The organism is Brevibacillus sp. RS1.1, from assembly GCF_013284365.1.
Lineage (GTDB): Bacteria > Bacillota > Bacilli > Brevibacillales > Brevibacillaceae > Brevibacillus > Brevibacillus brevis_D.
Genome location: NZ_JABSVA010000004.1, coordinates 55422 through 81184, shown reverse-complemented (window position 1 = coordinate 81184; position 25763 = coordinate 55422). Strand labels below are relative to the sequence as shown.

24 protein-coding genes and 1 riboswitch are annotated in these 25763 nt (G+C 43.0%); of the genes, 23 read left to right on the top strand and 1 reads right to left on the bottom strand.

The window, feature by feature from the left end:
* Positions 1–8 precede the first annotated feature (8 nt).
* The 17 genes from HP570_RS14740 (at position 9) to csrA (ending at position 16842) form a co-directional block, all read left to right on the top strand.
* Positions 9–1004, top strand: a complete 996-nt coding sequence (locus HP570_RS14740) for an SLAP domain-containing protein (protein WP_173626213.1) — start codon at positions 9–11, stop codon at positions 1002–1004.
* Between the two features lie 179 nt (positions 1005–1183).
* Positions 1184–3760, top strand: coding sequence for a S8 family peptidase (locus HP570_RS14735; RefSeq protein WP_173626212.1), 2577 nt, complete (start codon positions 1184–1186; stop codon positions 3758–3760).
* A gap of 61 nt (positions 3761–3821) precedes the next feature.
* Positions 3822–3923: riboswitch (SAM riboswitch) on the top strand.
* 133 nt (positions 3924–4056) lie between these two features.
* The gene (gene metK / locus HP570_RS14730) at positions 4057–5262 is read left to right on the top strand and encodes a methionine adenosyltransferase (RefSeq protein ID WP_217364668.1); all 1206 of its coding nucleotides are present in this window, start codon (positions 4057–4059) and stop codon (positions 5260–5262) included.
* 148 nt (positions 5263–5410) lie between these two features.
* Positions 5411–6427, top strand: a complete 1017-nt coding sequence (locus HP570_RS14725; protein ID WP_173626211.1) for a polysaccharide deacetylase family protein — start codon at positions 5411–5413, stop codon at positions 6425–6427.
* The gene (locus HP570_RS14720; RefSeq protein WP_173626210.1) at positions 6424–7566 is read left to right on the top strand and encodes a sensor histidine kinase; all 1143 of its coding nucleotides are present in this window, start codon (positions 6424–6426) and stop codon (positions 7564–7566) included. The genes HP570_RS14725 and HP570_RS14720 overlap by 4 nt, the downstream gene beginning before the upstream one ends.
* A 33-nt stretch (positions 7567–7599) precedes the next feature.
* Complete coding sequence (locus tag HP570_RS14715) at positions 7600–8307, top strand: response regulator (RefSeq protein WP_015893575.1); 708 nt, start codon at positions 7600–7602, stop codon at positions 8305–8307.
* Positions 8308–8368: 61 nt separating this feature from the next.
* Positions 8369–8743, top strand: coding sequence for a glycosyltransferase family A protein (locus tag HP570_RS14710; protein ID WP_254495299.1), 375 nt, complete (start codon positions 8369–8371; stop codon positions 8741–8743).
* Positions 8744–8887: 144 nt separating this feature from the next.
* Positions 8888–10873, top strand: a complete 1986-nt coding sequence (locus HP570_RS14705) for an ATP-dependent helicase ComFA (RefSeq protein ID WP_173626209.1) — start codon at positions 8888–8890, stop codon at positions 10871–10873.
* A complete protein-coding gene (locus HP570_RS29635) occupies positions 10870–11763 on the top strand; it encodes a ComF family protein (protein ID WP_254495298.1) in 894 nt (297 codons plus the stop codon). Before HP570_RS14705 ends, HP570_RS29635 begins: the two co-directional genes overlap by 4 nt.
* Positions 11764–11849: 86 nt before the next feature.
* Positions 11850–12278 carry a TIGR03826 family flagellar region protein gene (locus HP570_RS14695; protein WP_173626208.1) on the top strand — a complete coding sequence of 143 codons (429 nt, stop codon included), beginning with the start codon at positions 11850–11852 and terminating at the stop codon, positions 12276–12278.
* 99 nt (positions 12279–12377) lie between these two features.
* Entirely contained in the window at positions 12378–12653 is a 276-nt protein-coding gene (flgM, locus tag HP570_RS14690) for a flagellar biosynthesis anti-sigma factor FlgM (protein ID WP_173626207.1), read from the top strand.
* A gap of 18 nt (positions 12654–12671) precedes the next feature.
* Positions 12672–13163, top strand: a complete 492-nt coding sequence (locus tag HP570_RS14685) for a flagellar protein FlgN (RefSeq protein ID WP_173626206.1) — start codon at positions 12672–12674, stop codon at positions 13161–13163.
* A gap of 13 nt (positions 13164–13176) precedes the next feature.
* The gene (gene flgK / locus HP570_RS14680) at positions 13177–14637 is read left to right on the top strand and encodes a flagellar hook-associated protein FlgK (protein ID WP_173626205.1); all 1461 of its coding nucleotides are present in this window, start codon (positions 13177–13179) and stop codon (positions 14635–14637) included.
* Positions 14638–14669: 32 nt separating this feature from the next.
* A complete protein-coding gene (gene flgL, locus HP570_RS14675; protein WP_173626204.1) occupies positions 14670–15557 on the top strand; it encodes a flagellar hook-associated protein FlgL in 888 nt (295 codons plus the stop codon).
* 25 nt (positions 15558–15582) lie between these two features.
* Positions 15583–16155: a DUF6470 family protein gene (locus HP570_RS14670; protein ID WP_173626203.1), complete on the top strand. Its 573-nt coding sequence runs from the start codon at positions 15583–15585 to the stop codon at positions 16153–16155.
* A gap of 14 nt (positions 16156–16169) precedes the next feature.
* Positions 16170–16589, top strand: coding sequence for a flagellar assembly protein FliW (gene fliW, locus HP570_RS14665; protein WP_173626202.1), 420 nt, complete (start codon positions 16170–16172; stop codon positions 16587–16589).
* Positions 16590–16593: 4 nt separating this feature from the next.
* Entirely contained in the window at positions 16594–16842 is a 249-nt protein-coding gene (csrA, locus tag HP570_RS14660; RefSeq protein WP_173626201.1) for a carbon storage regulator CsrA, read from the top strand.
* A 105-nt stretch (positions 16843–16947) separates the two neighbouring features.
* Here csrA and fliB read toward each other — a convergent pair whose 3' ends face one another.
* On the bottom strand, positions 16948–18183 hold the full coding sequence (fliB, locus tag HP570_RS14655; RefSeq protein ID WP_173626200.1) for a flagellin lysine-N-methylase: 1236 nt from the start codon (positions 18181–18183) through the stop codon (positions 16948–16950).
* A 243-nt stretch (positions 18184–18426) separates the two neighbouring features.
* Between fliB and HP570_RS14650 the strand changes: the two genes are divergently transcribed.
* The 6 genes from HP570_RS14650 to HP570_RS14625 all read left to right on the top strand — a co-directional run bounded on the left by HP570_RS14650 (position 18427) and on the right by HP570_RS14625 (position 25670).
* Entirely contained in the window at positions 18427–19248 is an 822-nt protein-coding gene (locus tag HP570_RS14650) for a flagellin N-terminal helical domain-containing protein (protein WP_173626199.1), read from the top strand.
* A 137-nt stretch (positions 19249–19385) separates the two neighbouring features.
* Positions 19386–19742 carry a flagellar protein FlaG gene (flaG, locus tag HP570_RS14645; RefSeq protein ID WP_254495296.1) on the top strand — a complete coding sequence of 119 codons (357 nt, stop codon included), beginning with the start codon at positions 19386–19388 and terminating at the stop codon, positions 19740–19742.
* A 14-nt stretch (positions 19743–19756) separates the two neighbouring features.
* Positions 19757–21229: a flagellar filament capping protein FliD gene (fliD, locus tag HP570_RS14640; protein ID WP_173626198.1), complete on the top strand. Its 1473-nt coding sequence runs from the start codon at positions 19757–19759 to the stop codon at positions 21227–21229.
* Positions 21230–21239: 10 nt separating this feature from the next.
* Positions 21240–21623 (top strand): flagellar export chaperone FliS, encoded by a 384-nt coding sequence (fliS, locus tag HP570_RS14635; RefSeq protein WP_217364667.1) that lies wholly within the window; start codon positions 21240–21242, stop codon positions 21621–21623.
* 20 nt (positions 21624–21643) lie between these two features.
* Complete coding sequence (locus HP570_RS14630; RefSeq protein ID WP_173626196.1) at positions 21644–21991, top strand: hypothetical protein; 348 nt, start codon at positions 21644–21646, stop codon at positions 21989–21991.
* 211 nt (positions 21992–22202) lie between these two features.
* The gene (locus HP570_RS14625; protein WP_173626195.1) at positions 22203–25670 is read left to right on the top strand and encodes an IPT/TIG domain-containing protein; all 3468 of its coding nucleotides are present in this window, start codon (positions 22203–22205) and stop codon (positions 25668–25670) included.
* Positions 25671–25763: the final 93 nt, after the last annotated feature.

The window sequence follows — 25763 nt, the reverse complement described above, 5'->3', positions numbered from 1 at the left end:
GTTGACTTATGAGTTGGTTATTGGAAAATTGGTTCGGTTCCAAGGAGAGCTTGGAGCAAGTACGCGAAGATATTCATGAAAATCTTCATAGAGAGTTTTATTTGGGTGTATCCGGATTAGAGAATCCGCAGCAATCTGCGAACCGTGTGGAATCCAAGGAATTGTTTTTGGTGCTGAACGGTCCGTGGGATGATCAATTGGACGAAGCGGAGCATGAGCTCTTGCAATACGCGCATGATGAAATGCCTCCGGTTGTTCGTAACGAAGTAGGTATCATTCCTTTCTTTACACAGGTTACCAATGATGGTTTTTTGGTTCTTACCTACGTTCGTAATGCGACTGACCGCAGCATTTTGCTGCAAAGGCTTCCGTTGTCTTTGGTGACGGAGGATGGAGAGGAAGTCGCGAAAAAGACTTTTGATCTGATTACATCTGGTCCAGTGATGGAAATGTCCAGCCGTCCGATGGAATTCATGTTCCGCTGGGATGAATTCGATCGTATTCCTGAACAAGAGGTTCCATTGAAGCTGGCCTTTATCAAGCCGGAAAAGAACGAAGTAGAAGAGAATCAAAACTTTAATCTGGGTCTGAGTGCAGATGAATCCAAGCAATACATGCAGCAGGCAGCAGAAAAGGCTCCGATTGTAGAGGGAGAAGTAGATTTGCAAGTCCTCGACATCAAGCCAGGTGAAGATAACGGCCTGAAAGTCATCGTTGCTTTCCGTAACGGTCTGGCAAAACGTCTGGAATTTACCGAAGTGCCGATTATCGTTCATGATAAGGATGGCGATACTGTAGCACGTGTACACTTTACCCTGGAAAATATGAAGGTAGAAGCAAATAGCCATCGTATATGGGCATTTGATATTCCGTTCTCCTCCATTAAAAAGGAAGAGGTAAATCTGGCGGAAGTTACTGCTTTTATTCCAAAAGCTCAGCAAAGAAAAAAAGAAAAAGCTCAGGTAGCACCTGAAGTGGAAGACAATAAAGGTTTGTTACAGTAAGGAGAAACCCCTTTTTGCCCATGGTGAAAAGGGTTTTGTACTTTTCTAACGTTCCAAATATTGGCTAATCAGGGTTGCATGTCTCCCTTTTCATCCGCTATGCTAGGACGAGAAGATAAATACCTGAATTCCTTTTAGACTGCTGATTTTGCAGGGGAGAGAAGGAAGGACTGTTTTACATGAAAAAATCAGTGAACATGTCAGTAGCGACTGCGATAAGTGTCGCGCTAGTGATGGCAAACAACCAAACAATCTATGCTGCAGCACCACCAGCATCGAATGACTACTATTTAAGTAACCAGCTTCATTTGAGTCAGATTAGAGCTCAACAGGCCTGGTCAGTCGTAAATAGTAATGAACAGATTATCATCGCGGTGCTAGACTCTGGTGCGGATTATAAGCATCCTGATTTGAAGGACAATCTTCTGCCGGGTGTGAATCTGGTCAATCCCGGGAGATCTGCCCAGGACGATAACGGACATGGAACAGAAGTAACTGGTGTACTGGCTGCTAGCGGGAATAACAGTATTGGTGTATCCGGTGTCTTGTGGAATGCCAAGATTTTGCCGATTAAAGTTTTGGCCAAAAATGGAGATACTACGGTGCAGACTCTTGCTAAGGGTATCAATACTGCCTTGGATCGTGGTGCCAAAGTCATCTTGATGTCGCTCAGCAGTATGTCCTACTCCAAGGAACTGGCGAATGCTGTGCAACGAGCGGAAAGAAGCGGAGCGGTTCTGATTGCAGCGAGTGGCAATGAGAGTAGCCGAGTGGCTTATCCGGCAGCTTATCCCACGGTGGTAGCGGTAGGGGCGGTAAGGAGTAACAATGAAGTGCTGTATCAAAGCAATACGGGACCTGAGCTTAACCTGGTAGCGCCCGGTTTCAATGTTTATACGACCAAGCTAGGGGGGAGATACGGTTCCTTTAGCGGTACTTCAGCAGCCGCACCACAAGTAGCGGGTGCAGCGGCTCTCATACTAGCGCGTCATCCCAAACTAAGTCCATTTGATGTAAGACAATTGCTTTATCAAACGGCTACGGACTTAGGGGAAAAGGGATGGGACCGGAAAACGGGCTACGGGTTGCTAAATGTCGACAAGGCAGTTCGAACGTCCTTATCCTATGACTTTTTAGAACCGAATAATCAAACGTACTCAGCAAAAGCGTTCCCGATCGAATCTCAGATACGTGGAAATTTGGGACCAAAAGATACGATAGACTGGCTGAAGATGGACATCCCTTACGATGGGAAGGTCAGCTTCACAGCGTCAGTGACATCCGGTGTTTCTTCCGCGATGGCAGCTACCTTTTACCCAGAGAATCGTCCGCCGATTACGCAGTACTTCGGGAATGGGGATACGATAACTGTCCCGGTCAAAGCGGGGAATATGAATATCCGGTTAATGCGTAACGGAGGGGTCAACAACGCTTTTACCTACGTGCTGACGAGTAAGTTTACCATCAATCCGGACCGTAACGAACCGAACGATACGCAAGAGACAGCAAGGCCACTCGTAGGCAACGAAATCAGTGTAACAGGCAATTTTCACGATGAAGGGGATCAGGATTGGTTCTCCTACTATGTTCGTGAATACGGGCATTTGGATGTCACTGTTAGTCCTGATAACAAGCGTGTCGATCTATTGCTGAGTATCGGTAAACAAGAGCTCGGTAAAAAGATGGTTGTCTGGGACCCTACCTACGATAATGGAACAAAAGACAATCCGACAGAGCGCGTCCAAAAAGAAGTGTCACCAGGCAAGTATTACATCCGTGTGAGTGAGTACAATCGCAATGCGATGAATGGCGAATATCAGCTAGATCTGGGATACACGCCAGTAAAAAAAGATTTTAATGAGCCGAATGACACCTATCAAACAGCGTCTCCTTTAAGCGGTGGGACAGTGATGTCAGGCACGATACCGACAGCTACCGATTCCGACTGGTTCCAATTTACTGTGAATAGTGAATCGTATGTGACGTTCCGAGCGCCGTACATTCCTGTAGATAGCGGCTTTCGTTTCGCGCTCTATAGCGATCGAAACATGAACTATGCGCTTGCTTCGACGAATGAGGTAGCGGAGCTGTCTAAGCGAGGAAACGATATTATCGGTTTGCGTTTGCAGCCAGGAAAATATTATGTACGCCTTAATAGTGGTACTTCGTTCAAATATGAATCGTACCGACTCACGGTGACGCAGCAGAAATTGATAGCGGGTTATCGCGATATTTCGGAGCACTGGGCGCGCTCAGAGATCGTCAGACTTAGCTCTCGCGATATTGTAAATGGGTTTAATGATGCGTCGTTCAAGCCTAACCAGGCAGTGACCCGTGCGGAATTTGCGACGATGCTGCTTAAATCGATGCGTGCGACCGGTTCTAAGGTAGCGACTACCTACACAGGAAAAACGACCTTCCGGGATATGCAAAAGCGACACTGGGCATATCACAACTTAGGTGTAGCTTATCAATTGGGAATTTTGAAAGGGTACCCGAAGAATGAAATGAAGCCGGATCAGCCGATATCGCGTGCAGAGATGGCGGTAATGATCGCTCGGGCACGTAATGTGTTGATGTATAATCACGGTACCTCGAATTATCGGGATGTGCCAACGAGTCACTGGGCTTCTCCTGCCATCGAGGCTTTGACATCGAGAAATTGGGTTAATGGGTACGGTTCTTCCTTTAAACCGAATGGAAGAGCAACTCGCGCCGAGGTAGTGGTGGTACTTTCAAAAGCCTATCAATTATAAGTAAAATTTTTCCTATTGACATCTCTGAAAAAAACAATTATTCTATTATCCGTAATGGATACTCTTATCCAGAGCAGGCGGAGGGACTGGCCCTATGAAGCCCGGCAACCGAGCTAGAGCGGTGCTAACCAGCAGAACGGACATCTGTTCTGGCCGATAAGAGGATGAAGGAAGCAAAAAACGCTCAAACCTTTTCCTCCTAAAAAACGGAAAAGGTTTTTTATTTGCGTTTACGTAGATAAAATCCTAACTCGGCTACCACACTATTTGTATGAGGTCAAAGGAGGTATTTTCTCATGGCTTTGCAAAAAGGTCGTCGTCTGTTTACATCCGAATCTGTAACTGAAGGACATCCGGATAAAATTTGTGACCAAATTTCCGACTCCATCTTGGATGCGATCCTGTCCAAAGATCCAAACGCTCGCGTAGCTTGCGAAACTTCCGTAACTACTGGTTTGGTTCTCGTAGCAGGTGAAATCACTACAAACACTTATGTGGATATCCAAAAGCTCGTTCGTGAAACCATTCGTGAAATCGGCTATGACCGTGCGAAATTCGGTTTTGACGCTGACACTTGCGGTGTTATTACTGCAATTGGCGAGCAGTCCGCTGACATTGCACTTGGTGTAGACCAAGCATTGGAAGCACGCGAAGGCAAACTGACTGATGCTGAGATCGAAGCAATTGGTGCTGGTGACCAAGGTTTGATGTTTGGTTTTGCTTGCAATGAAACACCTGAACTGATGCCACTTCCAATCAGCATGTCTCACCAATTGGCTCGTCGTCTGACTGAAGTACGTAAAAACGGAACACTTGCTTACCTCCGTCCTGACGGAAAAACACAAGTAACCGTTGAGTACGATGGCGACAAACCAGTTCGTATCGATACAATCGTTATTTCTACCCAACATGCTCCTGAAACAACTTTGGAGCAAATCAAGCAAGATCTGGTTGAACACGTAATTAAACCAGTTGTTCCAGCTGAACTGTTGGACGCTGAAACCAAATACTTCATCAACCCAACTGGCCGTTTCGTAATTGGCGGACCACAAGGGGATGCTGGCTTGACTGGCCGCAAAATCATCGTAGATACTTACGGCGGTTATGCTCGTCATGGCGGTGGTGCGTTCTCTGGTAAAGATCCGACGAAAGTTGACCGTTCCGGTGCTTACGCGGCTCGTTATGTAGCGAAAAACATCGTGGCTGCTGGCCTCGCAGACAAATGCGAAGTGCAAGTTGCTTACGCAATTGGTGTAGCACAACCAGTTTCCATCGCAGTAGATACATTCGGCACAGGTACCATTTCCGAAGAAGCTCTGGTGAAATTGGTTCGCAAACACTTCGACCTGCGTCCTGCTGGTATCATCAAGCAGCTCGACCTGCGTCGTCCTATCTACAAACAAACAGCTGCATATGGCCACTTCGGACGCAATGACCTGAATGTTCCTTGGGAGCAAACAGACAAAGCAGAAGTTCTGAAGCAAGAGGCTGCTCAACTCTAATATTCGAAAGACATAAAAAGAGCCTGGTGTTGCTACTGGGCTCTTTTTCTTTTAGGAGCAGAGTCATCCAATTATTGGGTCAATTGTTGCACAGGAATTTGTATGACTGTGTCGAATCTCCTAGTGAGGAAGTAGAGGAGGGGTTTTTTTGCCGAACAGAAGGCTCTTCCTGATCGTGTTTCTTACTTTTTTGTTTTTTATAGTGGCTATTGGGTTCTTAGGCGAATCTTTTCTGGAAAAAAAGAATAAACAAGAAGTGCAACCTTTTCCCCAAGTGGATACGTCTATAAGCATAAGTGAGACAAAAAATGCTGAGCCAAACGTCACACCAACAGAAGAAGCAGTGGTTCAAACGAAAAAGTGGTATAACAATCAGGTTGTTGTTTTGACGTACCATCATGTCACGGATCAATCGAATCAGCGGTATGTCATAGCTCCTGATCAATTTGCCCGACACATGAAATTTTTGCATGATAATGACCTGAATCCGATTTCGCTGGAGGAATTCCTGCGATTTATGGAGACGGGTACCTTACCGACTGAGAATGCTGTTTTGATTACGTTTGACGATGGGTATGAGAGTTACTACAAAGAAGCATTTCCGATCTTACGTACATACGGCTACCCTTCAGTGAACTTCGCGATTGCGGGGCGCTTAAGAGATGTAGCTGACCGAAAACGGGAGAATATGACGCCACCACTTACGCGTCAACAAGTTAACGAAATGATTCAATCGGGACTGGTTACAATCGGGTCCCATACGTACAGTCTGCATGAAGAGGAAGAAAGAAATGAGTGGGGCGATCTTGGCCCGGAAACAGCTCCGGTCTATCTGAAGGACTTGCATCGTTTAGAGGACGAAAAAGAGTACAGGGACCGCCTCTACGTGGACTTTCGTATATCCCGCATCAGCTTAAGCGAATGGATGAAGCAAGAGATCGAAGTCATCTCATTGCCATTTGGATACACGAGTCCAATCGTACTGGAGACAGCACGTGAAGCTGGCTACCGCTATGTGTTTACATCTAATCGTGGATTCGTAAAACAGGGAACAGATCCGTTTGCCATTCCACGCAATGATATGGGACTGCGAGACGTAGAAGAAGAGCACCTCCAACAGTTGTTCACGAAGGCTAAAAATGAGTTTGAAGGAGAGCAATCATGAACAAAGCGATAGACATCAGCGTGCTGGACGGGGTGATCAAGCGAACGATTGAAACCGTAGAAACGAGTAAAACCCAAATATTTGATATAGCTGAAAACGCCAGACAGCATGGTAACTCATTGAAGTTTGATTTACATGAACTTCGACAAGAGATTTCCAAAGTGATTCAAAAAGTCGATGCGCTTGAACTCGCGTATCGCAAATCGCGCAACAAGCTCGTCTTGGTCAGTCGTAATTTTCATATGTACACGGAGGAAGACATTCGGGTTGCGTATGAAGAGGCGAGCCGTATTCAGGTAGAACTGTCCATTTACCGTGAGCGGGAAAACAATTTGAAGCGTAGAAGAAATGATTTGGAGCGTCAACTGCGTACCTTGGAAGAAACCATCGTCCGAGCAGAAAAGCTGGTTTCTCAAATGGGCGTCGTGCTTGGTTACTTGACGGGTGACTTAAGCAAGATAGGCGAGGCGCTGGAATCGGCTAAGCAGCATCAGTTGATGGGCTTAAAGGTAATCCAGGCTCAGGAAGAAGAGCGCAAGCGTGTCGCGCGCGAGATTCACGACGGTCCAGCTCAATCGATGGCGAATGTCGTGCTGCGTTCGGAAATTGTAGAACGCATGTTGAAGAACGAACGCATTTTAGAAGCGCAAATGGAACTTCACGAGCTGAAGGAAATGGTACGCTTGAGCTTGGCGGATGTTCGACGTATTATTTTTGATTTGCGTCCGATGGCATTAGATGACTTAGGGCTAGTACCTACCTTGCAAAAATATATTCAAACATGCGAAGACCGTATTCAGTCCTCCATCGATCTGGTAGTATTCGGTGTGGAGCCTCCTTTGCGCAGTTCGGTAAAGGCGGCGATCTTCCGTTTGGTTCAGGAATGTCTGAACAATGTGGAGAAGCACGCAGGCGCTACGACCGTACAAGTGAAGCTGGAATTTGTACAAGATTCGTTAAGCCTTGTCGTCAAAGACGATGGGGTCGGATTCGATCTGGAAAAACGCATGGCGAATGGCAACTCTTTTGGACTCTTGGGAATGCGTGAGCGTGTACAGCTCTTAGAGGGCAGTGTCGAGTTGCAATCCGCTCCGGGAGAGGGAACCAAGGTTATATTCCAAATACCGATAAAATTGTGACGTGATACGTAAATAAGTACTGGGGGATGAACCATGGATAAGAGACAGCAAGAACTCCGCATTGTGATTGTGGATGACCATCAATTATTTCGCGAAGGCGTAAAGCGAATATTGGAAATGGAAGAAGATTTCAAGGTCGTCGGGGAAGGTGCGGATGGAGGAGAAGCCACAGTATTGGCGGAAGAGCACAAGCCGGATGTCTTGTTGATGGATATTAACATGCCAAACATAAATGGCGTTTCTGCTGCGGAAAATGTGATTTCGGTAAGCCCTTCTACTCGTGTGATTATGCTCTCGATTCATGATGATGAGGGATATGTGTATCGTACACTCCGAGCTGGAGCGTCTGGATACTTGCTGAAGGAAATGGGAACGTCGGACCTCGTTGACGCTGTGCGTGTAGTGGCGAGTGGTGGTGCATACATACATCCGAAGGTGACGGGCAAGCTGATTGAAGAATTCCGTCGTCTGAGCGAGCAGGAAGGGACGGCAGAGCGTAGCTTCTCTGTAGATGAATCGCAAGCCATCGATCCAAAAGTGATCGAATCGCTTACCCGTCGTGAGCGGGAAGTATTGCAGCTGATGGCAGAAGGGAAAAGCAATCGTGCCATTGGGGAATTCCTGTTTATTAGTGAAAAGACGGTTAAAAATCACGTCAGCAGCATTTTGCAAAAGCTCAATGTTCAAGACCGGACACAAGCTGTTGTCATCTCCATTAAAAACGGCTGGGTGAAATTGTAGGAAGCGCTTCCGATTTGCACTCTGTTCAAGCCGTGCGGCATACCTTGGTATAGGAGGAGGTATGACCGTGATGGAAGAGCTGATTGTATGGCTTTTGGCAGCATTTGGCTGCTCCTCTTTGTTGGTAATGATCGCGGAACGCTGGACCAATCGGACGGATACCGCGAGCGAGCTCCCGCATGAGCATTATCGGTTGCTGGTGCGCAATTCGGAACAGGTGCTGGAACGTGTAGTGAGGAGTCTGCTGTTTCGCTCGTATTGGAGTGGCAGACCGATCCGAATTACCTTGATAGATGATGGGTCTGACGATGATACGAAACGGATGACTGCCGTCTTGAAACGTTATCCGTACGGATATTGTTTGGGTGACGTACAAGAGGAGATGGCGGCTGGAACCATCGTCATTGATCTGCGGGAGAATAAAGAGGGAGCATAAGGTTTTGTAGAGTAAATATTTTGAGCTGTCGACCAGCATGTCGGCGGCTCTTTTATTTTTTCTTTCGGAAACTGTGCCCAAAAAAATTTGCTGGACCTGCTTGTCTTTTTGCAAACTGTTGGTAAGAGGCGGAGGGGAGAGCGTATGCACGAGTATTTGCTGTATATCAAAGTTGGCAGTAGCGGATCTACACATCAGGTGCAGGCTTATGTCACACCGAGCTTTTCTGTTGATTGTTCCTTTTGGAAGGAGAGGGAAGGCTGCGAACTACATGTCATTGGTAAGACGGCGTCACTTGCGCTGGCTTTTTCCTTGCGTGAGAAGGTGAACGGGTACTTAGCTAACGTCGGGGAAGAACGGATGCTGACGGATGGGTATGTAAACGAGTTGAGGTCGCTTGCGGCAACAACTGTGTGCGAAGCAAGCCGCCTGTATGGACGGGATGTAGAGTATGTGAGGGGACGGCGAGAACAACAGGGATGGTTTACCTGGGAGCCGATCGAGGAGATTGTAAAAGTTACGAATCGAGATAGAGGAACAGGGGAAAAACTCCTCAATGACCAGTTATGTCCTTTAGGGCGCCAGCTTCTACGTAGAAGTTCATTTCTAGAGCATTCGGAAGCGACTGTTTTGAGTGGGCTTCTGAATGGGCGTGCGCTCTTTTGGGACGAGATTGAGACCTTGCTGAAAAAGCAAGCGGTGGACATTGAAGATTTATCAGCCATTTTGCATTCGTTTGTGCTCGCAAACAAAGCGGAGTGGCGGCCTGGCATTCGGTTTTCGGTTGCAAAAGGATGGTTGCGCAATCGATTAGAACTGGTTTGTGAACGCTGCGGGAGTGTGGGAGAGAAGGTAGAGCTTACCTATTGCCATACTTGTGAGCAAGGCTGTGCCTACTGTACAGTCTGTTTGGGAATGGGCAAGAGTAAATGCTGCACTCCGTATTTCTTAATGGCAGTGTGTGGGACGATTTCTCGTTCAGACAAATCAGAGAATGAAAAGAGAGTGGAGTGGACGGGGAAGTATTCGGCAGATCAATCACGGGCAGCTGAGCGAGCGCGCTCCTTTGTTGCCAATCCGAGAATAGGGTTGTCGGAGTATTTGATTTGGGCGGTTTGCGGGGCAGGCAAAACAGAGCTCCTGTTTCCATCAGTCGAGGAGGCGCTCGTTGCAAGAGGCCGTGTGCTGATTGCAACTCCACGGAAGGATGTCGTTCTTGAACTGGCACCGCGTATTCGCCGAGTTTTCCCAAAAGCAAAAGTGATTGCCGTTCATGGTTCCAGTACCGAGAAGTGGGAGGAGAGCGACATTACGATTGCCACTACTCATCAGGTAATGCGCTACTACAAGAGGTTTTCGCTGGTGGTACTCGATGAGGTGGATGCATTTCCTTATCACAATAATCCTGTTTTGTACCGCGCACTGTCCCGGGCCGTCGAGAGTAATGGCAAGCTGTTATACTTGAGCGCGACACCTCCTAAGTATTTATGCAAGCGACTTATGGAAAAAGCAAGTTCAACTGACAATCGTTCTGGAGTGATACCACTCTTCTCCGAGAAGCATGTTTTGCTCCCAGGGCGTTATCACGGTTCGGCTCTCCCTGTTCCCAAGATTCTTACGGTAAGAGGATTGCACAAGCGCATTCTGGCAGGTCGGCCTGTGTATGAGTTGATTCATGCATTGTGTCGTTCTCTTGATGCGGACAGGCAAGTATTTGTGTTTGTACCACGAGTTGCAGAAGTGGAAAGGGTGCTCGAGTATCTTCAGATTTGGATGCCATTACATGCAGCACAGATGACAAGTGTCCATGCAGCCGATCCAATGCGGGAAGAGAAGGTAGAAGCATTTCGAAAAAAGCGCTTTGCCCTGATGGTAACCACAACGATATTGGAGCGGGGTGTGACGATACCGAAGAGCGATGTTGTGGTTTTGGGAGCTGAAGTTCCTGTATTTGACGAGGCATCCTTGGTTCAAATCGCAGGACGGGTAGGCAGATCGATTGACGACCCGACAGGTAGTGTATTGTTTTTGCAAGCTGATCGGGCTAATGCCCCCAAGCAGGCAGTGCGGCAAATCAATCAGATGAATCAATTGGCTCAAAAGCTGGCAGGGCCAGGAGTTTTCTCATGAAAGGAGAAAGCTGTGTCGCCTGCGGAAGGTTTATATCGCAACCTGAAAGGGAGGGGAGGGTACGAGATCGAGCGAGTTTTCTAATCAACCGAGCGAGCTACCCTGTTGTTTATCGATTGCTGAAGGGCCTGATGTTGTGTGGAAGCTGCTTGGAAGAGATGCCTTTTATCGGAGAAGAGGTGTGTCTTGTGTGTGGTCGGGATATGAAAAGCGAGATTCGAAAATATAACGGGCGGTGCCGAGATTGCGTCAACAACGTGCATGAAGAAGGGGTAGATTTGAAGGCAAATCGGAGTCTTCTTTGCTATGACGATAAAGGGAAGAGGTTGCTCGGAATATTCAAATACAGAGGTGACGAGAGCTTGGCTGCTTATTTTGGGGCGTTGTTGGCCATCGCGATACATCGTTACTATTCACATATGAAATTCTCCTGTATTACAACAGTACCTTTGCATCCACAGCGCCTGAAGGAGCGCGGATTCAATCAGGTGGATTTACTGGCTCGATATTTGGAAGGTGTGATCCATGTTCCAGTTCGCACATTGCTGCTCCGAATAAAAGACACGCCGAAGCTAAGCAAACAGTCAGGGCGTGTGGCCCGATTAGAAAGTATGCGGGAAGCCTTTGCGTGGGCCGGGGATTCCGGGGTACCTTGTGTAACTGATAACAGCAGGATACCCTGTCACTTTGTCGCTAGTTTTTTCGGAAAAAAGAATATACTGAAGTCGAGAGTGGCAGATGTCGGCTTAGTTTGTCCGAATCCACCACTAAAAATTCTGCTCATTGACGATATATACACGACAGGTTCGACCCTTCGCTCATGTGCCAAGATACTGCGAACACATTTGGGGAGAAAATGTGAAATTTATTCCTTGACAATATTCAGATAGCCAGGTTGGGAAAATTACGCTATTATGGAGGCATACATCAGTTTGAGAACCGTATGAACTTTTTGAATGTCAAAGGGGTTGTCGATATGTCTATGGGCAAGTTGGCAAACTGCTCGCGGTGTGATTCTTTATTTGTACAAGCTGTCCGTGACATTTGCCCCAAATGCTATGAACAAGTAGAACAGGAATATGACAAATGCGTTCGATTTTTGCGCAAGCGTGAAAATCGTGGGTCGAATATCCATCAGGTGAGCGAAGCCACTGGCGTGAGTGTGAAACAAATTACAAAATTCATTAAAGAAGGGCGTATCTCCGTAGCAGGAAATCCCGGTCTTGGATATCCGTGCGAGCGTTGTGGTTTTATGATTCGATCCGGGAATATATGTGATATGTGCATGCAGGGATTAAGGCATGAAATTACTCAACAAGCCGAAGTGGAGCAACGGTTGGAACAGGCTGAACGCGATCTTTTGGCCCAAGCTGCTTATCGAAGAAAGCAGAATGTTGACGAATAGTTCCGATGAAAAAAACTAATTAAATGTCAGAAATATGCCGATGATACTACTAAGAGAATCATCGGTTTTATTTTTGGTTGCTTGAGAGGATGGATTTTAATGCGTATTAATGAACCCAACCGTGCGGGGATGATCAATACTTATAATAAAACCGGTTCAAACCCGTTGAACAAAAGTGGAAAAATCCCTATGGGAAAAGATGAGGTTAACATTTCAAGGGAAGCATTGGAAATGTTAAAGCAAGTGGAGGAGCCCAATGCCCCAGCGCGTAGGGAAAAAGTAGAACAGTTAAAAAAGCAGGTGGAGGAAGGCTCTTATAAAGTTTCAAGTGAAAAGATTGCTGAGAAATTCCTATCCTTTTGGAAAAAGCTCTAAAGGAGCTGAGATATTTTTATGAGACAACTTTTTGAATTGCTGGAAAACTTGTTGCAGTTTCATAAAGCACTATATACGTTGGCGATGCAGAAAAAAAGCGTCTTAATTAAGGGACATGTCGATGACCTTATTGCCATAACGAGTAAGGAACAGAAGTTGATTAAAGGTGTAATTGAAGCGGAAGAAGAGCGGCAGAAGTTGATTAAACAAATCGTATCTGAAAAAAGTATAGCTCTGCAAGACTATACTTTGGCTGAATTTATTAAATGGACGACAAGTGCTGAAGAAAAAAATCAGTTGACCAATTATCGCAATGATCTTATTCGGATCGTCTCTGATTTGCGAGATGCGAATGAGCTGAATCAGCAATTGCTTGGACAGTCCCTTTCGTTTGTGAATATTCAATTGGATATGATATTGGATACACCAGAAGAAGACTTCATTTATAAAAAACCTACAATTAGTAATTTGCAAGTTTCGAAACGTGCCATTATAAATAACAAAGCATAAATGGGGGGTTAACATGCGATCAACTTTTCACGGATTGGAAGTAGCGAAGAGGGGGATTTTCGCTCAACAGACTGCATTGAATACGACAGGGCATAACATTTCCAATGCCAACACTGAAGGATACACTCGACAACGAGTAAATATGCAGGCGACGACTGGTATTCCATACCCATCATTGAATGCTAGTAAAGAACCTGGAATTCTAGGCACAGGAGTACAAGTAACTGATATTCAGCGATTACGTGAAGGTTTTTTGGACCTGCAGTTTAGAAATGAAAACAAGACTCTGGGATATTGGGATCAACGTGTAGATGCAATTAACAAGATTGAGCAAATTATGAATGAACCATCCGAGACGGGATTACAAAAGGTAATGGATCAAATGTGGCAGGCTTGGCAAGATTTGTCAAAAGATCCAACAAGTTCATCTGCTCGTGCTGTAGTAAGAGAACGCTCTAATGCGGTGGCCGAGACTTTTAGTGGGATTTACAATCACCTGCAAACGATACAGAGAGATTTTGATAATGTCGTTGGAATAAAAGTTGCGGAAATTAATTCGCTTGGGGAACAAATAGCACAAGTGAATAAAATGATAAATGAGGTAGTACCTCACGGCTATACACCTAATGATTTGTATGATCAACGGGATGTTTTGCTAGATAAACTATCCAAGCTGACAGATACCAGGGTAGTTCAGACTAACAATGGTATGGTTGATGTATTAGTGGAAGGCTCAACATTTGTTACTGCTGATAGAACTACACCTTTGGCTACAGTTCGCAATGGAATCACAGGTTTCTACGATATTACACTTGGGGGAGCAGCATTTACTCCTAGACAAGGCGGTCTTGCCGGCTTAGTAGAAGCACGAGATCAGTTGCTCCCTGAAACAATGAAGCGTCTTGATGTCTTGGCAATTAATTTGACAAAAGAAATCAATGAAATTCATAAAACGGGTTTTAGTTTGTCGGATATCCAAAATGGTGGGGGATCGTCAGGTATACCGTTTTTCGTAGATTCTGTCGTTGGTGGTGCTAATCCGACAGGCGCTAGTAAAATTAAGATTAATCCTGCTATTCTAGGTAGTCTGGATGCGATCGCGGTAGGAAAACAGCCATCTGTAGGAAATAATGAGAATGCCTTGGCCATTGCTTCCATCAAGTTTAAGATAATTGCTCCTGGACTTGGTCCAAACGATTTTAAAGAAGCAACTACAATGGATGACTTTTATCGAAATACAGTTGGTCAAATCGGTGTTTACGGCCAAGAAGCTACAAGGAATCAAAAAAATGCAGAAACGATCGTTGGGATGGTTGAAAATCAAAGGCAATCCGTTTCGGGTGTTTCGATTGATGAAGAGATGTCTAATCTTGTGAAATATCAACATGCATATAACGCGTCTGCACGTGCTATTACCAGTGTGGACGAGATATTGGATAAGGTTATTAATGGTATGGGACGAGTAGGATTGTAATAACAATCTGTTACGAAAGGAAGTTTGTATAAATGTCTATGCGTGTAACACAGAGCATGCTTAACAGTAACATGCTTCGTAATGTAAATAATTCCATGGGGAATATGGATAGATTACAGGAGCAACTCTCATCCGGCAAAAAAACATCTAAACCATCAGATGATCCTGTTCTAGCTACAAGAGCAATGTACTATCGCTCAGCTCTAATGGAAAATGATCAATACGTTCGAAATGTAGATGAAGCCGAATCATGGATGGGAGCTACAGATAGTGCACTCGACGATGTAGGAAATGTGCTAAAAAGAGTACAGGAACTCATGGTGGCTTCAGGGAATGATGATCTTTCTGTAGAAGATCGTAAAGTAATGGCGAGTGAAATCGTTGAGCTTAAAAACCATCTTGGAACAGTCGCAAATCAAACCATTAATGGACGTTACATTTTTGCTGGTACAGATACGGACAAGCCTCCTTACGATGTTGCAACTGGACAATTTACCAATACAAATAGTTCTCAAATAAACGTTGAGATTAGCCAAAATACTTATTCAGCTATTAATATAGATGCTCAAAAAGTATTTAATTCTCCAGCAACAAACAATATTTTTATGATCATGGATAAAGTGATTTCAAATCTGCAAACAGGTGTATCCTCTATGCCTCTCATGAACGATGTAAAGGGACAATTCGAGAATATATTGACAGAAAGAGCGGCATTAGGAGCTCGTGTAAATCGTATAGAATTGGTTCAAGAGAGATTGGCTAACAGTGAAGTCAACATTACGGCATTGAAATCAAAAAATGAAGATGTAGATGAGGCAGAGGCTATTACGCAATTGAAGACACAAGAAAATGTTCACAGGGCAGCATTGTCAGCAGGTGCCAGAATTATCCAACCTTCTTTGTTAGATTTCCTCCGATAGAATATAATAAGGAGGAGGAACATATATGCAGTTAGCCAGAATCCAAATGCAAAGTACTTCGGCTCAAATCGGGTTCACTACACGTAATTCAGTTCTTGAAATACAGCAACCGCAGGCAGAGATGAATCTTCGACAAGAACCAGCCATCCTACAGATCAGTCAGGATGCAGGAGTTCTTTTCATTGATTCCTCAAGAGCGAGAGAGAGTAGCGGATTACGCTCGCCCATGCAATTTAGCGATGAAAATTACCAATTTTCGAAGCAGCAGTTGCTTGATGCCATTTCCAGAATAAGTCAAGAAGGCGACAGCATGCGGGCAATTGAAAATCCAGGAAATGCAATTGCTGCCTTGGCTTTTGATAAGATCGGGATCAGCCCTACTCCGCTGTCAACACCTTCGAGTCCAGATGAAGGCGTGGATGTTACTTATCAGGCCAAGCCTGTTGAGATTCATGTAAAACGGGGAGGGATGAAAATGGATCCCGTCTACAGACCTCCTATTTTTAAATATAAACCTGGTGATGTAAATGTGTATATGAAGCAATATCAACAATTACGTATTGAAGTCGTAGGCTTGAATATGGACCAATCTCTATAAGGAGGATACCTGCTATGGCTAGTGAGCAAAAAATAGAGATAGGAAAGTTTTTTTTTGAAGAAGGTATTCTCGGATTTGAGCAGTTGCAGTTCTTTCACTTAGTGAAAGAAGAAAACGAAAGTCCCTTTTACTTACTTCAGTCATTGGAAGATAACCAGATTAGCTTTTGGGTAGTTGATCCGTTCTATTTTTTCCCAGAGTATGAATTTACACTCCATAGTCAAGCAAAGATGGCGCTGCATATAGAAGAGAATCATTCTATCCTCGTCGTGAACATTGTTACTATACGGGGAGAAAATAATATCACGGTTAACTTAAAGGCACCTATAGTTGTTAATCAAGGTAATCGAATGGCGAAACAAGTAATTCTTAACGAGGAAAATTATGACGTTCGTCAACCACTGTTTCAAAAACAGCTGGAAAAAAGTAGGTGACGGTATGTTAGTCCTATCCCGGAAAAAAAATGAGTCTATCATGATTGGAGACTTAATCGAGATAAAAATAGTTTCAGTGGATGGAGACCTCGTACGTATCGGTATAGAGGCTCCACTTGACTATGACATCTACCGTAAAGAAATCTATATAGCCATCCAGCAAGAAAACAAACTGGCTACACAAAATAAGGTAGAGTGGTCTTCTTTAAAACAGTTAGTTGATCAAGGTAAATTAAAAGGTGACTCCAATTAAGAGATTGGGGTCACCTTTTTTACATTCATTTTAAAGAAATCCAATAGAAAACCCGTAAGAGGAACGCTTTTAAAAGCTTCCTTTACGGGTTATGCTTTTAATCAATCAATTTTTCATAAGAATTGCCATCCCTGCAAGGGAATGGAAATCATTCGCTTTTAAGACCTCAAGGGCAAGTTTTGAAAAGCTGTCATTATGCTCAATTGTTTTAGCAATAGATTGTATACATAGAATAACATGCTCTAAGTTAAAAGATTCTTTGTAGTAGGCTGCCATACCAACCAGGTACATTTTAATAATTCCGTATTGAACGATTAGTTTTATATAGTCTGTCATGCACTCCATTCCGCTTCCTAATGGAAATAGATTTTTGAATATGTGATTAACCAAATAGTTTTCCAGGATGTAGTGATGGGTATTCATAAAGGGTTGGTAATAATTAATAAAAGCGTTCTGATACCGTATCGTTAAATCTTCAATCGAAGTTTCCTCTGTGAATCCAATCCCGCTGATTAGTGCGTGGTGACATTCAAGATAACGTGGATTAGAGATACCTAAGGTCACCCTTAGATCTATTAAGCTCTTGATAAGCAAGATTTGTGGTGTCCATTCTACTGGCACTGTCTGAAGGATTTCATCTAACGAGCCCTGATCAATAAGAGTGTCATAGTGATTGATGATGAGCGGGATATCTGCCTCCTTATTATCAAGGATAAGATCTTGAATATTTTGGAAAAAAATCCCTAAGATCATCAGCCGATCAGGCAAATCGTAGTTGCGGTTTTGCAGAAGGCGAATACTAAAGATCCTCAAGTCCCAGAAATAGGAGGACAGTTTGTTGTTGATAGAATTAGTATCGATAAAACCTTGCATGGCATGCTTAGTATGTAAAGGTTCCTCAATCTCATCGAATTCCATTTTATTCGGATTTAGTAATGCCAATCGAGCTGCTTCCGGACAAGACATTGTTGCGGAACGTTCTACTGCATTATTGACAATATTGCTGACCCGAGGATAAGACATACAAATATTTGACAAATAATCTTCCCCAAGCTGAAGTTGTACTTTGCATAACTTTTCTTCATTCAACATGGGACAACCTGCGTGCGCTTGGACATCTATTTTAGCGTACGTTTTTTCAGTGGGGTTAGTCCGATTTCGTTTTATATGAATTGAAAATAATTGCTTCATTTCAGGATCTTTTACTTTGTTGTATTTGAAATAGGTTGACTTGTCGATGTCAACACGCCATCCTGAGCAACAAGTATCCTCACATGCTGAACCGATACATGAAAAAGCACGCAAGTAACTAGGGACTAAGATCTTTCGTTTTTGTTTCATAGTTGCTTTCCTCCTACTTGTTTCTCTTTTAAATAATATATCGGAAATCTTGTATTATCTAGAGAGTATTGATTTCAAGCATAGAGCAAAAACGATTTTAAATTTTTTTGTAAAAAGTACTAAAAGAATTAAATGTCCCTTCCGATAATAGTAGTGTAAGGGGGAAGAACAAGCGCGCGATTGCTCTTAACCCCCAAAAATAGGTCACAGGGACGTGGCCTTTATACTCAAGGAGGAAATGACATGATTATCAACCACAACCTTTCTGCTATGAATACTCACCGTCAACTCGGTGTAAACTCTGGTAACCTCTCTAAAAACGTAGAGAAACTGTCTTCTGGCTACCGCATTAACCGTGCTGCTGACGATGCTGCTGGTCTCTCCATCTCTGAGCGTATGCGTTCCCAAATCCGTGGTATGGATCAAGCATCCCGCAACGCCCAAGACGGTATCTCTCTCGTGCAAACAGCTGAGGGTGCACTGCAAACAGTAAACAACATGCTCGTTCGTATCAAAGAATTGGCTACTCAAGCAGCTAACGGAACTTATGATGCTGGTGCAGACTTGGCTCGTATTAATGAAGAAGTAAAAGAGCTGTCCTCTGAGATCACAAATATTAAAGACAACACTAAATTCAACGGTATCAAATTGCTGGATGGTTCTAAAGCTACTATCGATCTCCAAATCGGTATCGAAGCTAGCCAAGTGTTGAAACTTGATGGAACTAAATTCAAAATCGATACAGTTGAAACTGCTGTTCAAGGTTATGATTTCTCTACTCAAGCAGGTGCTAATGGTAAGCTTGCTGATATTGAAACACAAATTAACGCGGTGAGTGCGGCGCGTTCTTACCTCGGTGCTAACCAAAACCGTTTGGAGAACACAATCAACAACCTGAACATCACTTCTGAGAACCTGCAAGCAGCTGAATCCCGTATCCGTGATCTGGATATGGCAAAAGAGCAAATGACATTTACAAAGAACAACATCCTTACTCAAGCTGCACAAGCTATGTTGGCACAAGCAAACCAATTGCCACAAGGCGTTCTGCAACTGTTGCGTTAATAGAAAACGTCAAAAAAGAGAGCGGGCTTCCCTGCTCTCTTTTTTTTTGTATTTATAGAAAAGCATTCAAAAACGTATCAAACTTTCATAGAAACAATCCGATAACATCAATAAGATATGTTTTTAGGGGGAGAGGCATGAATATTGGCTCGGTCAATCCACAGGGAAAGGCAAATCAGCTTGTATCAGAAATGTCTCTGAACAGTGCAGGTCGACAACATGGCATACAAAATAACATTCCTGTAGGGACAGAGGGAGACACTCAATTAGCGAGAGAACACCTAGAAAGGCAATTAGATACTCTCAATAAGTTTGTTCAAACAACGGATACACATTTGAAATTTACACTCCATGAAAAGTTAAACGAGTACTTCGTGCAGATCGTGGACAATGAGACGAATGAGGTAGTGAGAGAAGTGCCGTCTAAAAAAATTCTGGATTTAGCAGCAAAGTTTCAGGAAATGATTGGGATATTGGTTGACGAAAAAAGATAGGGGGAATGGGTAGGATGGTAAGTAATATTCGTTTTGGCGGGTTGGCATCAGGTCTTGATACTGAAAAAATGATTAAGGATTTAATGAATGCGGAACGTGCACCGGTTAATAAACTAAAAAGGAAGAAACAAACAGAGGAATGGAGACGTGATTCCTATCGTGAAATGAACTCGAGCCTGTTGGAATTCCAAAAATCCTTAGATAACTTGCGTTTTGCAGCAAATTTCGATAAGAAAAAGGCAGTATCCGACAATGATGCTGCAGTATCAGTTAAAACAACGGGGAAACCAGTACTGAGCAATTACGCAATAAAAGTTAATCAAATGGGAGAAACTGCAGTACCAGCTTCAGCTCAGCTTTCACCTACACTAGCAAATTCATCAACTTTATTTACAAGTGATTTTTCTATCAAGCTTTCTTCTAGTGCGGGAGATACTACTATTAACGTAACGACCTCTGACACAATTGATAGTATGATTCGAAAAATAAATCAATCTACTACTGGGATAAAAGCTACCTATTTTAACAACAAGCTTGTTCTCAATAATAATGATGGTACTACTTTTAATTTGGAAGTCACCAATGGGAATGCCTCAGAGATTGGTTTAGGCGGGGTGGGCAGTACAAAAGCGGCTACTCCTGGAACACCCGGTACGGATACTGAAGTAGAAATTAATGGTGTAGTTCATACATTTAAGGGAAACACGTTTACTTATGATGGTATGGAAATTACCGTTAAACAAAAAACCACAGGCACAGTTGGTGTGAATGTAACACAAGATGAGGAAGCGGTATTCAATGGTATTAAAAACTTTATCACAAAATATAATGAGGTATTGGATAAAGTAAATTCAAAGACCTCTGAAAAGAAAAACCGTGGGTATGAACCCCTCCTTGACGAAGATCGTGAAAAGCTTCCTGAAAAGACAGCTGATAAGCTAGAAGAAATGGCTAAGAGTGGAATTCTACAACGTGATTCTATTCTTACGAGCGGTCTGGATGCCTTGCGGTTTGCTTTGACTAATCCTCTAAAGGGTGCTGACCCTAAATTTGATACGTTGAGTGAAATAGGAATAACAGGGGCACCCAATAGCAAATATGCGTATTTAGATAAAGGAAAACTGTATATTGACGAAGCAAAATTACGAGATGCAATAAATAAAAATGGTGATAAAGTAGTACAATTGTTTACACAGTACAGTAGCACAAAAGATCCGAAGGAAACTGGTCTCGCTCAGAGATTATATGATGAACTCGACAAGAGCATTAAACTAATTTCAGCTAAGGCAGGAAATACAACACTTGCTGTTGACGATAGTGTAATTGGGAAAAGTATTACCCAAATAACCAAAGATATTGATAGGTGGGAAGATCGTTTAGTTGAAATAGAAAATCGACATTGGAAGAAGTTCACAGCCATGGAGAAGGCTTTATCAAAATATAATTCGCAGAACTCATGGTTCGCAAATATGTCAAGTGGACAGTAAAGAAGGGGAGATGGTTGTGTACCAAAGTGCTGCACAGACCTATCAAAATAACCAAGTTACAACCGCAACTCCGGCAGAATTAACACTCATGTTATATAATGGAGCAATAAAATTTATTAAACAAACACGCACTTCAATCAATAATGGTGATTTGGAAAAAGCTAACGAATATAGCAAGAGAGTACAGGATATCTTGCAAGAATTAATACTAACTTTAAATAAAGAGTATCCGTTGGCTGAACAAATGATGGCGATATATGAATTTATGTTGTCACGATTAGTTGAATCAAATATAAGAAAAGATACGGTCATGCTAGATGAAGTGGAAGAGTTTTTTATCCAATTTCGGGACACGTGGAAGGAAGCTATGTTGATAGCAAAGAAAGAGGCATAGATAGGAGGGGGACGATGTCGGTGACTATCGAAGCCTTAGTGTACGAGCTCCTGAAAGAGACACTAAATTTAAAAGACACGTTAAATAAAAACGAGGTAGAACCAGAAGAGCTAATTACTATTCTTGAAAAAAGAGAAGTAATCATGGACAAATTAACACCCGTTCTTCCGACATTAAATGATGAGCAAAGGAAACACTTAATGCAAGCTGAAGAAGTAAACTCCGGTTTGCTTTCAGACTTGCTAGCTCACCAGAAGCGAATTAGCTCGAAGCTTATTGAAATTAAGCAATTAAAAGCAGCCTCGAATAGTTATCACTATAATAATCCTACAGCTGAATATGGCTTTTTCTTCGATAAGAAAAAATAGAAATTGTGAATGTAATGTAAGGAGCGCTTCCGTTTATTACGGAAGCGTTTTTTTCTATGTATATCTAAAGGAAGAAGACATTGAGACCGATACTAGTAGTAGTGAAATGTTGAGATTAGGAAATAGGTCTCGATATGTAGCGATTAAATAGAAAAACAGTAGTAAAAAATTACTAATGTTTTTTTATATATTTTTTTGGGAGGAAAAATGGATGGGAACAATCATGAAGAAAATTACGATTATGTTGTCCTTGCTTCTCGTTTTTTCTGGTGTTCCGCTTCATTCAGCTTTTGCAGCAGTTAATGATTATGTAACTGTTTCAAAAAGTGTTGATCCAACGTCAGTAACGACTGAGGAAGAAGCAGAAGTCACTCTGAATATTCAGGGTACTCCACCAGTCACTGTTGTTCAGCCTAATGATGTCATACTTATCATTGATAAGTCAGGAAGTATGGCACCTGGAGCTAACAACGGCGAAGATAAAATGAAAGCAGCTAAAGATGCAGCGAAAGGCTTTATTGACTTGATGGATTTAACAAAGCATCAGGTGGGAATTGTGGATTTTAGCTCGTCGAGTTTGACAAAAACTTTCCCATTGACCACAGATGCTTCAGCGGCAAAAGAATATGTTGATACCATTACCGCAAACGGTAGTACTGCCACTGGATATGCGATCGAAAAAGCTATGGCCGAACTAGAGAATCATCGACCAGAAGCAAGGCCCGTTATTGTCATTATGACAGATGGTGATGCAACTGAGCCTCAAAAAAATGCCTACGACTATGCGAAACAGTGGGCACAATCAGCAAAAGATGCTGGGATTACTTTTTATACAATTGCCCTCTTAAAATCTTCGGATAATCCAAATGCTAGTGGTCCCAATCAATTGTTGAAAGAAATGGCGACTACATCGTCTCATCATCACTTCGTGTTAGGTTCTTCAGGCTTGAAGGAAATATACGCAGCGATCGTGAAAGAAATTGGGATGGCATCTGCGTACGATGTTGTGCTAAACGATATCGTATCACCAGACTTTGAAATTGTACCAGGGTCCTACGATAATAATATTCCCAAACCAACTGTAAAAGGGAATACATTAACATGGGAATTTACTGAGTTAAAGAATAATACTCTTACCTTCAAATACAAGATAAAGCCAAAGGATCCTAATAAAGTTGGTATCTTATCCATTTCGACGAATGATGCAATGGTTTCCTATAAAGACTATGCTGGCGCATCTCGTACAAAATCAATACCAAATGTAACTCTTCAAGTGAAGTATCCAGCACCAGCAATTACTTCTATTGAAAAGAATGTTGGACACCCAGATGGTGGGGAAACTGTAACTATCACAGGTAAGCATTTTAGAACAGGAGCAACTGTGAATTTTGGTGCAGTTGCAGCAAAAAATGTTCAAATCTTGAGTTCAGATAAAATAGTGGTTACTACCCCGCCAGGTCCCCAAGGGAATGTAGCCGTAACTGTTTTGAATACAGATGGTCAAAAAGGCTCAGGACAATATCAATACAAGGCAGATCCTAAAGTAACCACTATTCAACCGGCACATGGCCCATTAAGTGGCGGTACATTGATTTTTATCAATGGTAATTATTTTATGAATGGGATGAAAGTTAAGTTTGGAGATAAAGAGGTTCAATTAGATACGTATGCTGGACCAACTTATATTAAAGTTAAGGCTCCAGCGACTACTGTAGCTGGACCTGTTGATCTTGTGTTTACAAACCCTGACGGGTCTTCGCTTACTGTTCCCGGTGCTTATACTTACGATGCCCCGGTTGTAGAAAAACTGGAAGTAACGAATATTACACCTAACACTGGTGAATTAGCAGGTGGAGAGTTTGTTTTCCTGGATGGGAAAAAATTTGCCCAGGGAGTAAAGGTCTATTTTGGAGGAGTAGAAGCCGCACTATCTAGTTATTACTCAGATGCCCGTATAAAAGTAAAAGTACCGGCAGCAACAACTCCGGGTCCTGTTGAAGTAAAAGTCATTAATCCGGATGGAGAAAATATTTCTATAAAGGATGGCTATACTTATAAGCCCGCTCCAGAGCTCCCTGCCCCAGAAATTACAAAAATTACACCTAATACTGGTCTAAAGGCCGGCGGAGATAATGTCACGATTGAAGGCAAAAATTTTGTTCAAGGTATTAAAGTATACTTTGGGTCTAACGAAGCAGTAGTTAAAAGTTTTGCTTCAAGCACGAAAATAACCGTAACTTCTCCGTCAGTAGCCGCTGCTGGAGAAGTAGAAGTGAAAGTTGTCAACCCGGATAATAAAGAGGCAATATTAGCTTCAGGTTTTAAATACTTAGATGCTCCACCGATTCTCCCGCCAACTATTAAAACTATTTCACCTGACAATGGTCCTTTGATTGGTGGAACATTTGTATATATAGATGGTACGGAGTTCGTCCAAGGATCGAAAGTGTATTTTGGTAAGGTAGAGGTTCCAGTAGGTGCTTATTATTCTAAAGAACGAATCCGAGTTACCGCTCCGGCTGCCAGTGAAGCAGGCCCTGTAGATGTTAAAATCGTAAATCCAGATGGCGGGGAAGGTACTAAAAATGCAGGCTATACTTATAATGCACCACCACCTGCACCTGCACCAGTAATCACCACAATCACGCCTAATAGTGATTTGTTAACTGGTGGTACACCGGTTTATATTGACGGCCAGAACTTCGTTCAAGGATTAAAAGTTTATTTCGGTAGCACTGAAGTTCCAGTAAACGTTTTTTACAGTAATACTCGGATTAAAGTTACTTCTCCTTCTTCTTCAGTAGAAGGTCCTGTTGATGTGAAGTTTGTCAACCCGGATGGTAAGGAAGGAATAAAAGCTGCTGGTTTTACTTTTATGAAACCACCGCCGCAAGTCGTGGAAATCACCAAAATTTCTCCAGATAAAGGTAATGCTAGCGGAGGCGGATTCGTCTATTTGGATGGTTCGAACTTTAAGCAAGATGCAATGGTGAAATTTGGATCAAACGCAGTGAAGATAGATTATTTCTACAGTGCTTCTCGCGTCCGAGTAAAAGCTCCGTCGTCTAATGGATATGAAGGTCCTGTTGACGTTACTGTTACAAATGGAGATGGACAAAGTTTTACTGTTTCAAATGGTTACACGTATGAAATTCCAGCACCACAAATAACTGGTATTACTCCAAAGAATGGTCCGATGGCTGGAGGAACATTTGTATATATTGATGGTATAAACTTCAGTCCCAATATGACTCTCACAATCGATGGGAAATCAGTTCCTGTTGGAGTTTATTATAGTGATACCCGTATTAGGATAACTACTCCTGCAAGTTCTACTTCAGGTGCAGTGCCAATTGTTATCACAATGCCAAATGGAGCGACAGCATCAACAACATTTACGTATGATGCTCCGCCTCCGACACCTGCTCCAGTTATTACAAAGATTACCCCAACAAGTGGTCCTGTCACTGGAGGAACCTATATATATGTTGATGGAACCGGGTTTATTAATGGATTAAAAGTATACATGAATGACATTGAAATACCAGTTTCTTATTTCTACAGCGATGTCCGAATCAGATTAGTATCACCTCCTGGTAATAGTCCGGGTACGGTCCCTATTAAATTTGTTAACCCAGACGGTAAAGAGAGCAATACGATTAATTTCGAGTACAAATAGTAAGCCAAGTGAAAAGTCGCCAGATCATTTTCTGGCGATTTTTTCTTAGTGCGCCCAGCATGGGCGATAGCTCTAGGGTGAAAGTCCAAAACG

What these genes read in the sequence shown, in the direction of transcription:
- HP570_RS14740 (WP_173626213.1), top strand. Translation starts at nt 9, where the DNA reads ATGAGTTGGTTATTGGAAAATTGGTTCGGTTCCAAGGAGAGCTTGGAG.
- HP570_RS14735 (WP_173626212.1), top strand. Translation starts at nt 1,184, where the DNA reads ATGAAAAAATCAGTGAACATGTCAGTAGCGACTGCGATAAGTGTCGCG.
- metK (WP_217364668.1), top strand. Translation starts at nt 4,057, where the DNA reads ATGGCTTTGCAAAAAGGTCGTCGTCTGTTTACATCCGAATCTGTAACT.
- HP570_RS14720 (WP_173626210.1), top strand. Translation starts at nt 6,424, where the DNA reads ATGAACAAAGCGATAGACATCAGCGTGCTGGACGGGGTGATCAAGCGA.
- HP570_RS14715 (WP_015893575.1), top strand. Translation starts at nt 7,600, where the DNA reads ATGGATAAGAGACAGCAAGAACTCCGCATTGTGATTGTGGATGACCAT.
- HP570_RS14710 (WP_254495299.1), top strand. Translation starts at nt 8,369, where the DNA reads ATGACCGTGATGGAAGAGCTGATTGTATGGCTTTTGGCAGCATTTGGC.
- HP570_RS14705 (WP_173626209.1), top strand. Translation starts at nt 8,888, where the DNA reads ATGCACGAGTATTTGCTGTATATCAAAGTTGGCAGTAGCGGATCTACA.
- HP570_RS29635 (WP_254495298.1), top strand. Translation starts at nt 10,870, where the DNA reads ATGAAAGGAGAAAGCTGTGTCGCCTGCGGAAGGTTTATATCGCAACCT.
- HP570_RS14695 (WP_173626208.1), top strand. Translation starts at nt 11,850, where the DNA reads ATGTCTATGGGCAAGTTGGCAAACTGCTCGCGGTGTGATTCTTTATTT.
- flgM (WP_173626207.1), top strand. Translation starts at nt 12,378, where the DNA reads ATGCGTATTAATGAACCCAACCGTGCGGGGATGATCAATACTTATAAT.
- HP570_RS14685 (WP_173626206.1), top strand. Translation starts at nt 12,672, where the DNA reads ATGAGACAACTTTTTGAATTGCTGGAAAACTTGTTGCAGTTTCATAAA.
- flgK (WP_173626205.1), top strand. Translation starts at nt 13,177, where the DNA reads ATGCGATCAACTTTTCACGGATTGGAAGTAGCGAAGAGGGGGATTTTC.
- flgL (WP_173626204.1), top strand. Translation starts at nt 14,670, where the DNA reads ATGTCTATGCGTGTAACACAGAGCATGCTTAACAGTAACATGCTTCGT.
- HP570_RS14670 (WP_173626203.1), top strand. Translation starts at nt 15,583, where the DNA reads ATGCAGTTAGCCAGAATCCAAATGCAAAGTACTTCGGCTCAAATCGGG.
- fliW (WP_173626202.1), top strand. Translation starts at nt 16,170, where the DNA reads ATGGCTAGTGAGCAAAAAATAGAGATAGGAAAGTTTTTTTTTGAAGAA.
- csrA (WP_173626201.1), top strand. Translation starts at nt 16,594, where the DNA reads ATGTTAGTCCTATCCCGGAAAAAAAATGAGTCTATCATGATTGGAGAC.
- fliB (WP_173626200.1), bottom strand. Translation starts at nt 18,183, where the DNA reads ATGAAACAAAAACGAAAGATCTTAGTCCCTAGTTACTTGCGTGCTTTT.
- HP570_RS14650 (WP_173626199.1), top strand. Translation starts at nt 18,427, where the DNA reads ATGATTATCAACCACAACCTTTCTGCTATGAATACTCACCGTCAACTC.
- flaG (WP_254495296.1), top strand. Translation starts at nt 19,386, where the DNA reads ATGAATATTGGCTCGGTCAATCCACAGGGAAAGGCAAATCAGCTTGTA.
- fliD (WP_173626198.1), top strand. Translation starts at nt 19,757, where the DNA reads ATGGTAAGTAATATTCGTTTTGGCGGGTTGGCATCAGGTCTTGATACT.
- fliS (WP_217364667.1), top strand. Translation starts at nt 21,240, where the DNA reads ATGGTTGTGTACCAAAGTGCTGCACAGACCTATCAAAATAACCAAGTT.
- HP570_RS14625 (WP_173626195.1), top strand. Translation starts at nt 22,203, where the DNA reads ATGGGAACAATCATGAAGAAAATTACGATTATGTTGTCCTTGCTTCTC.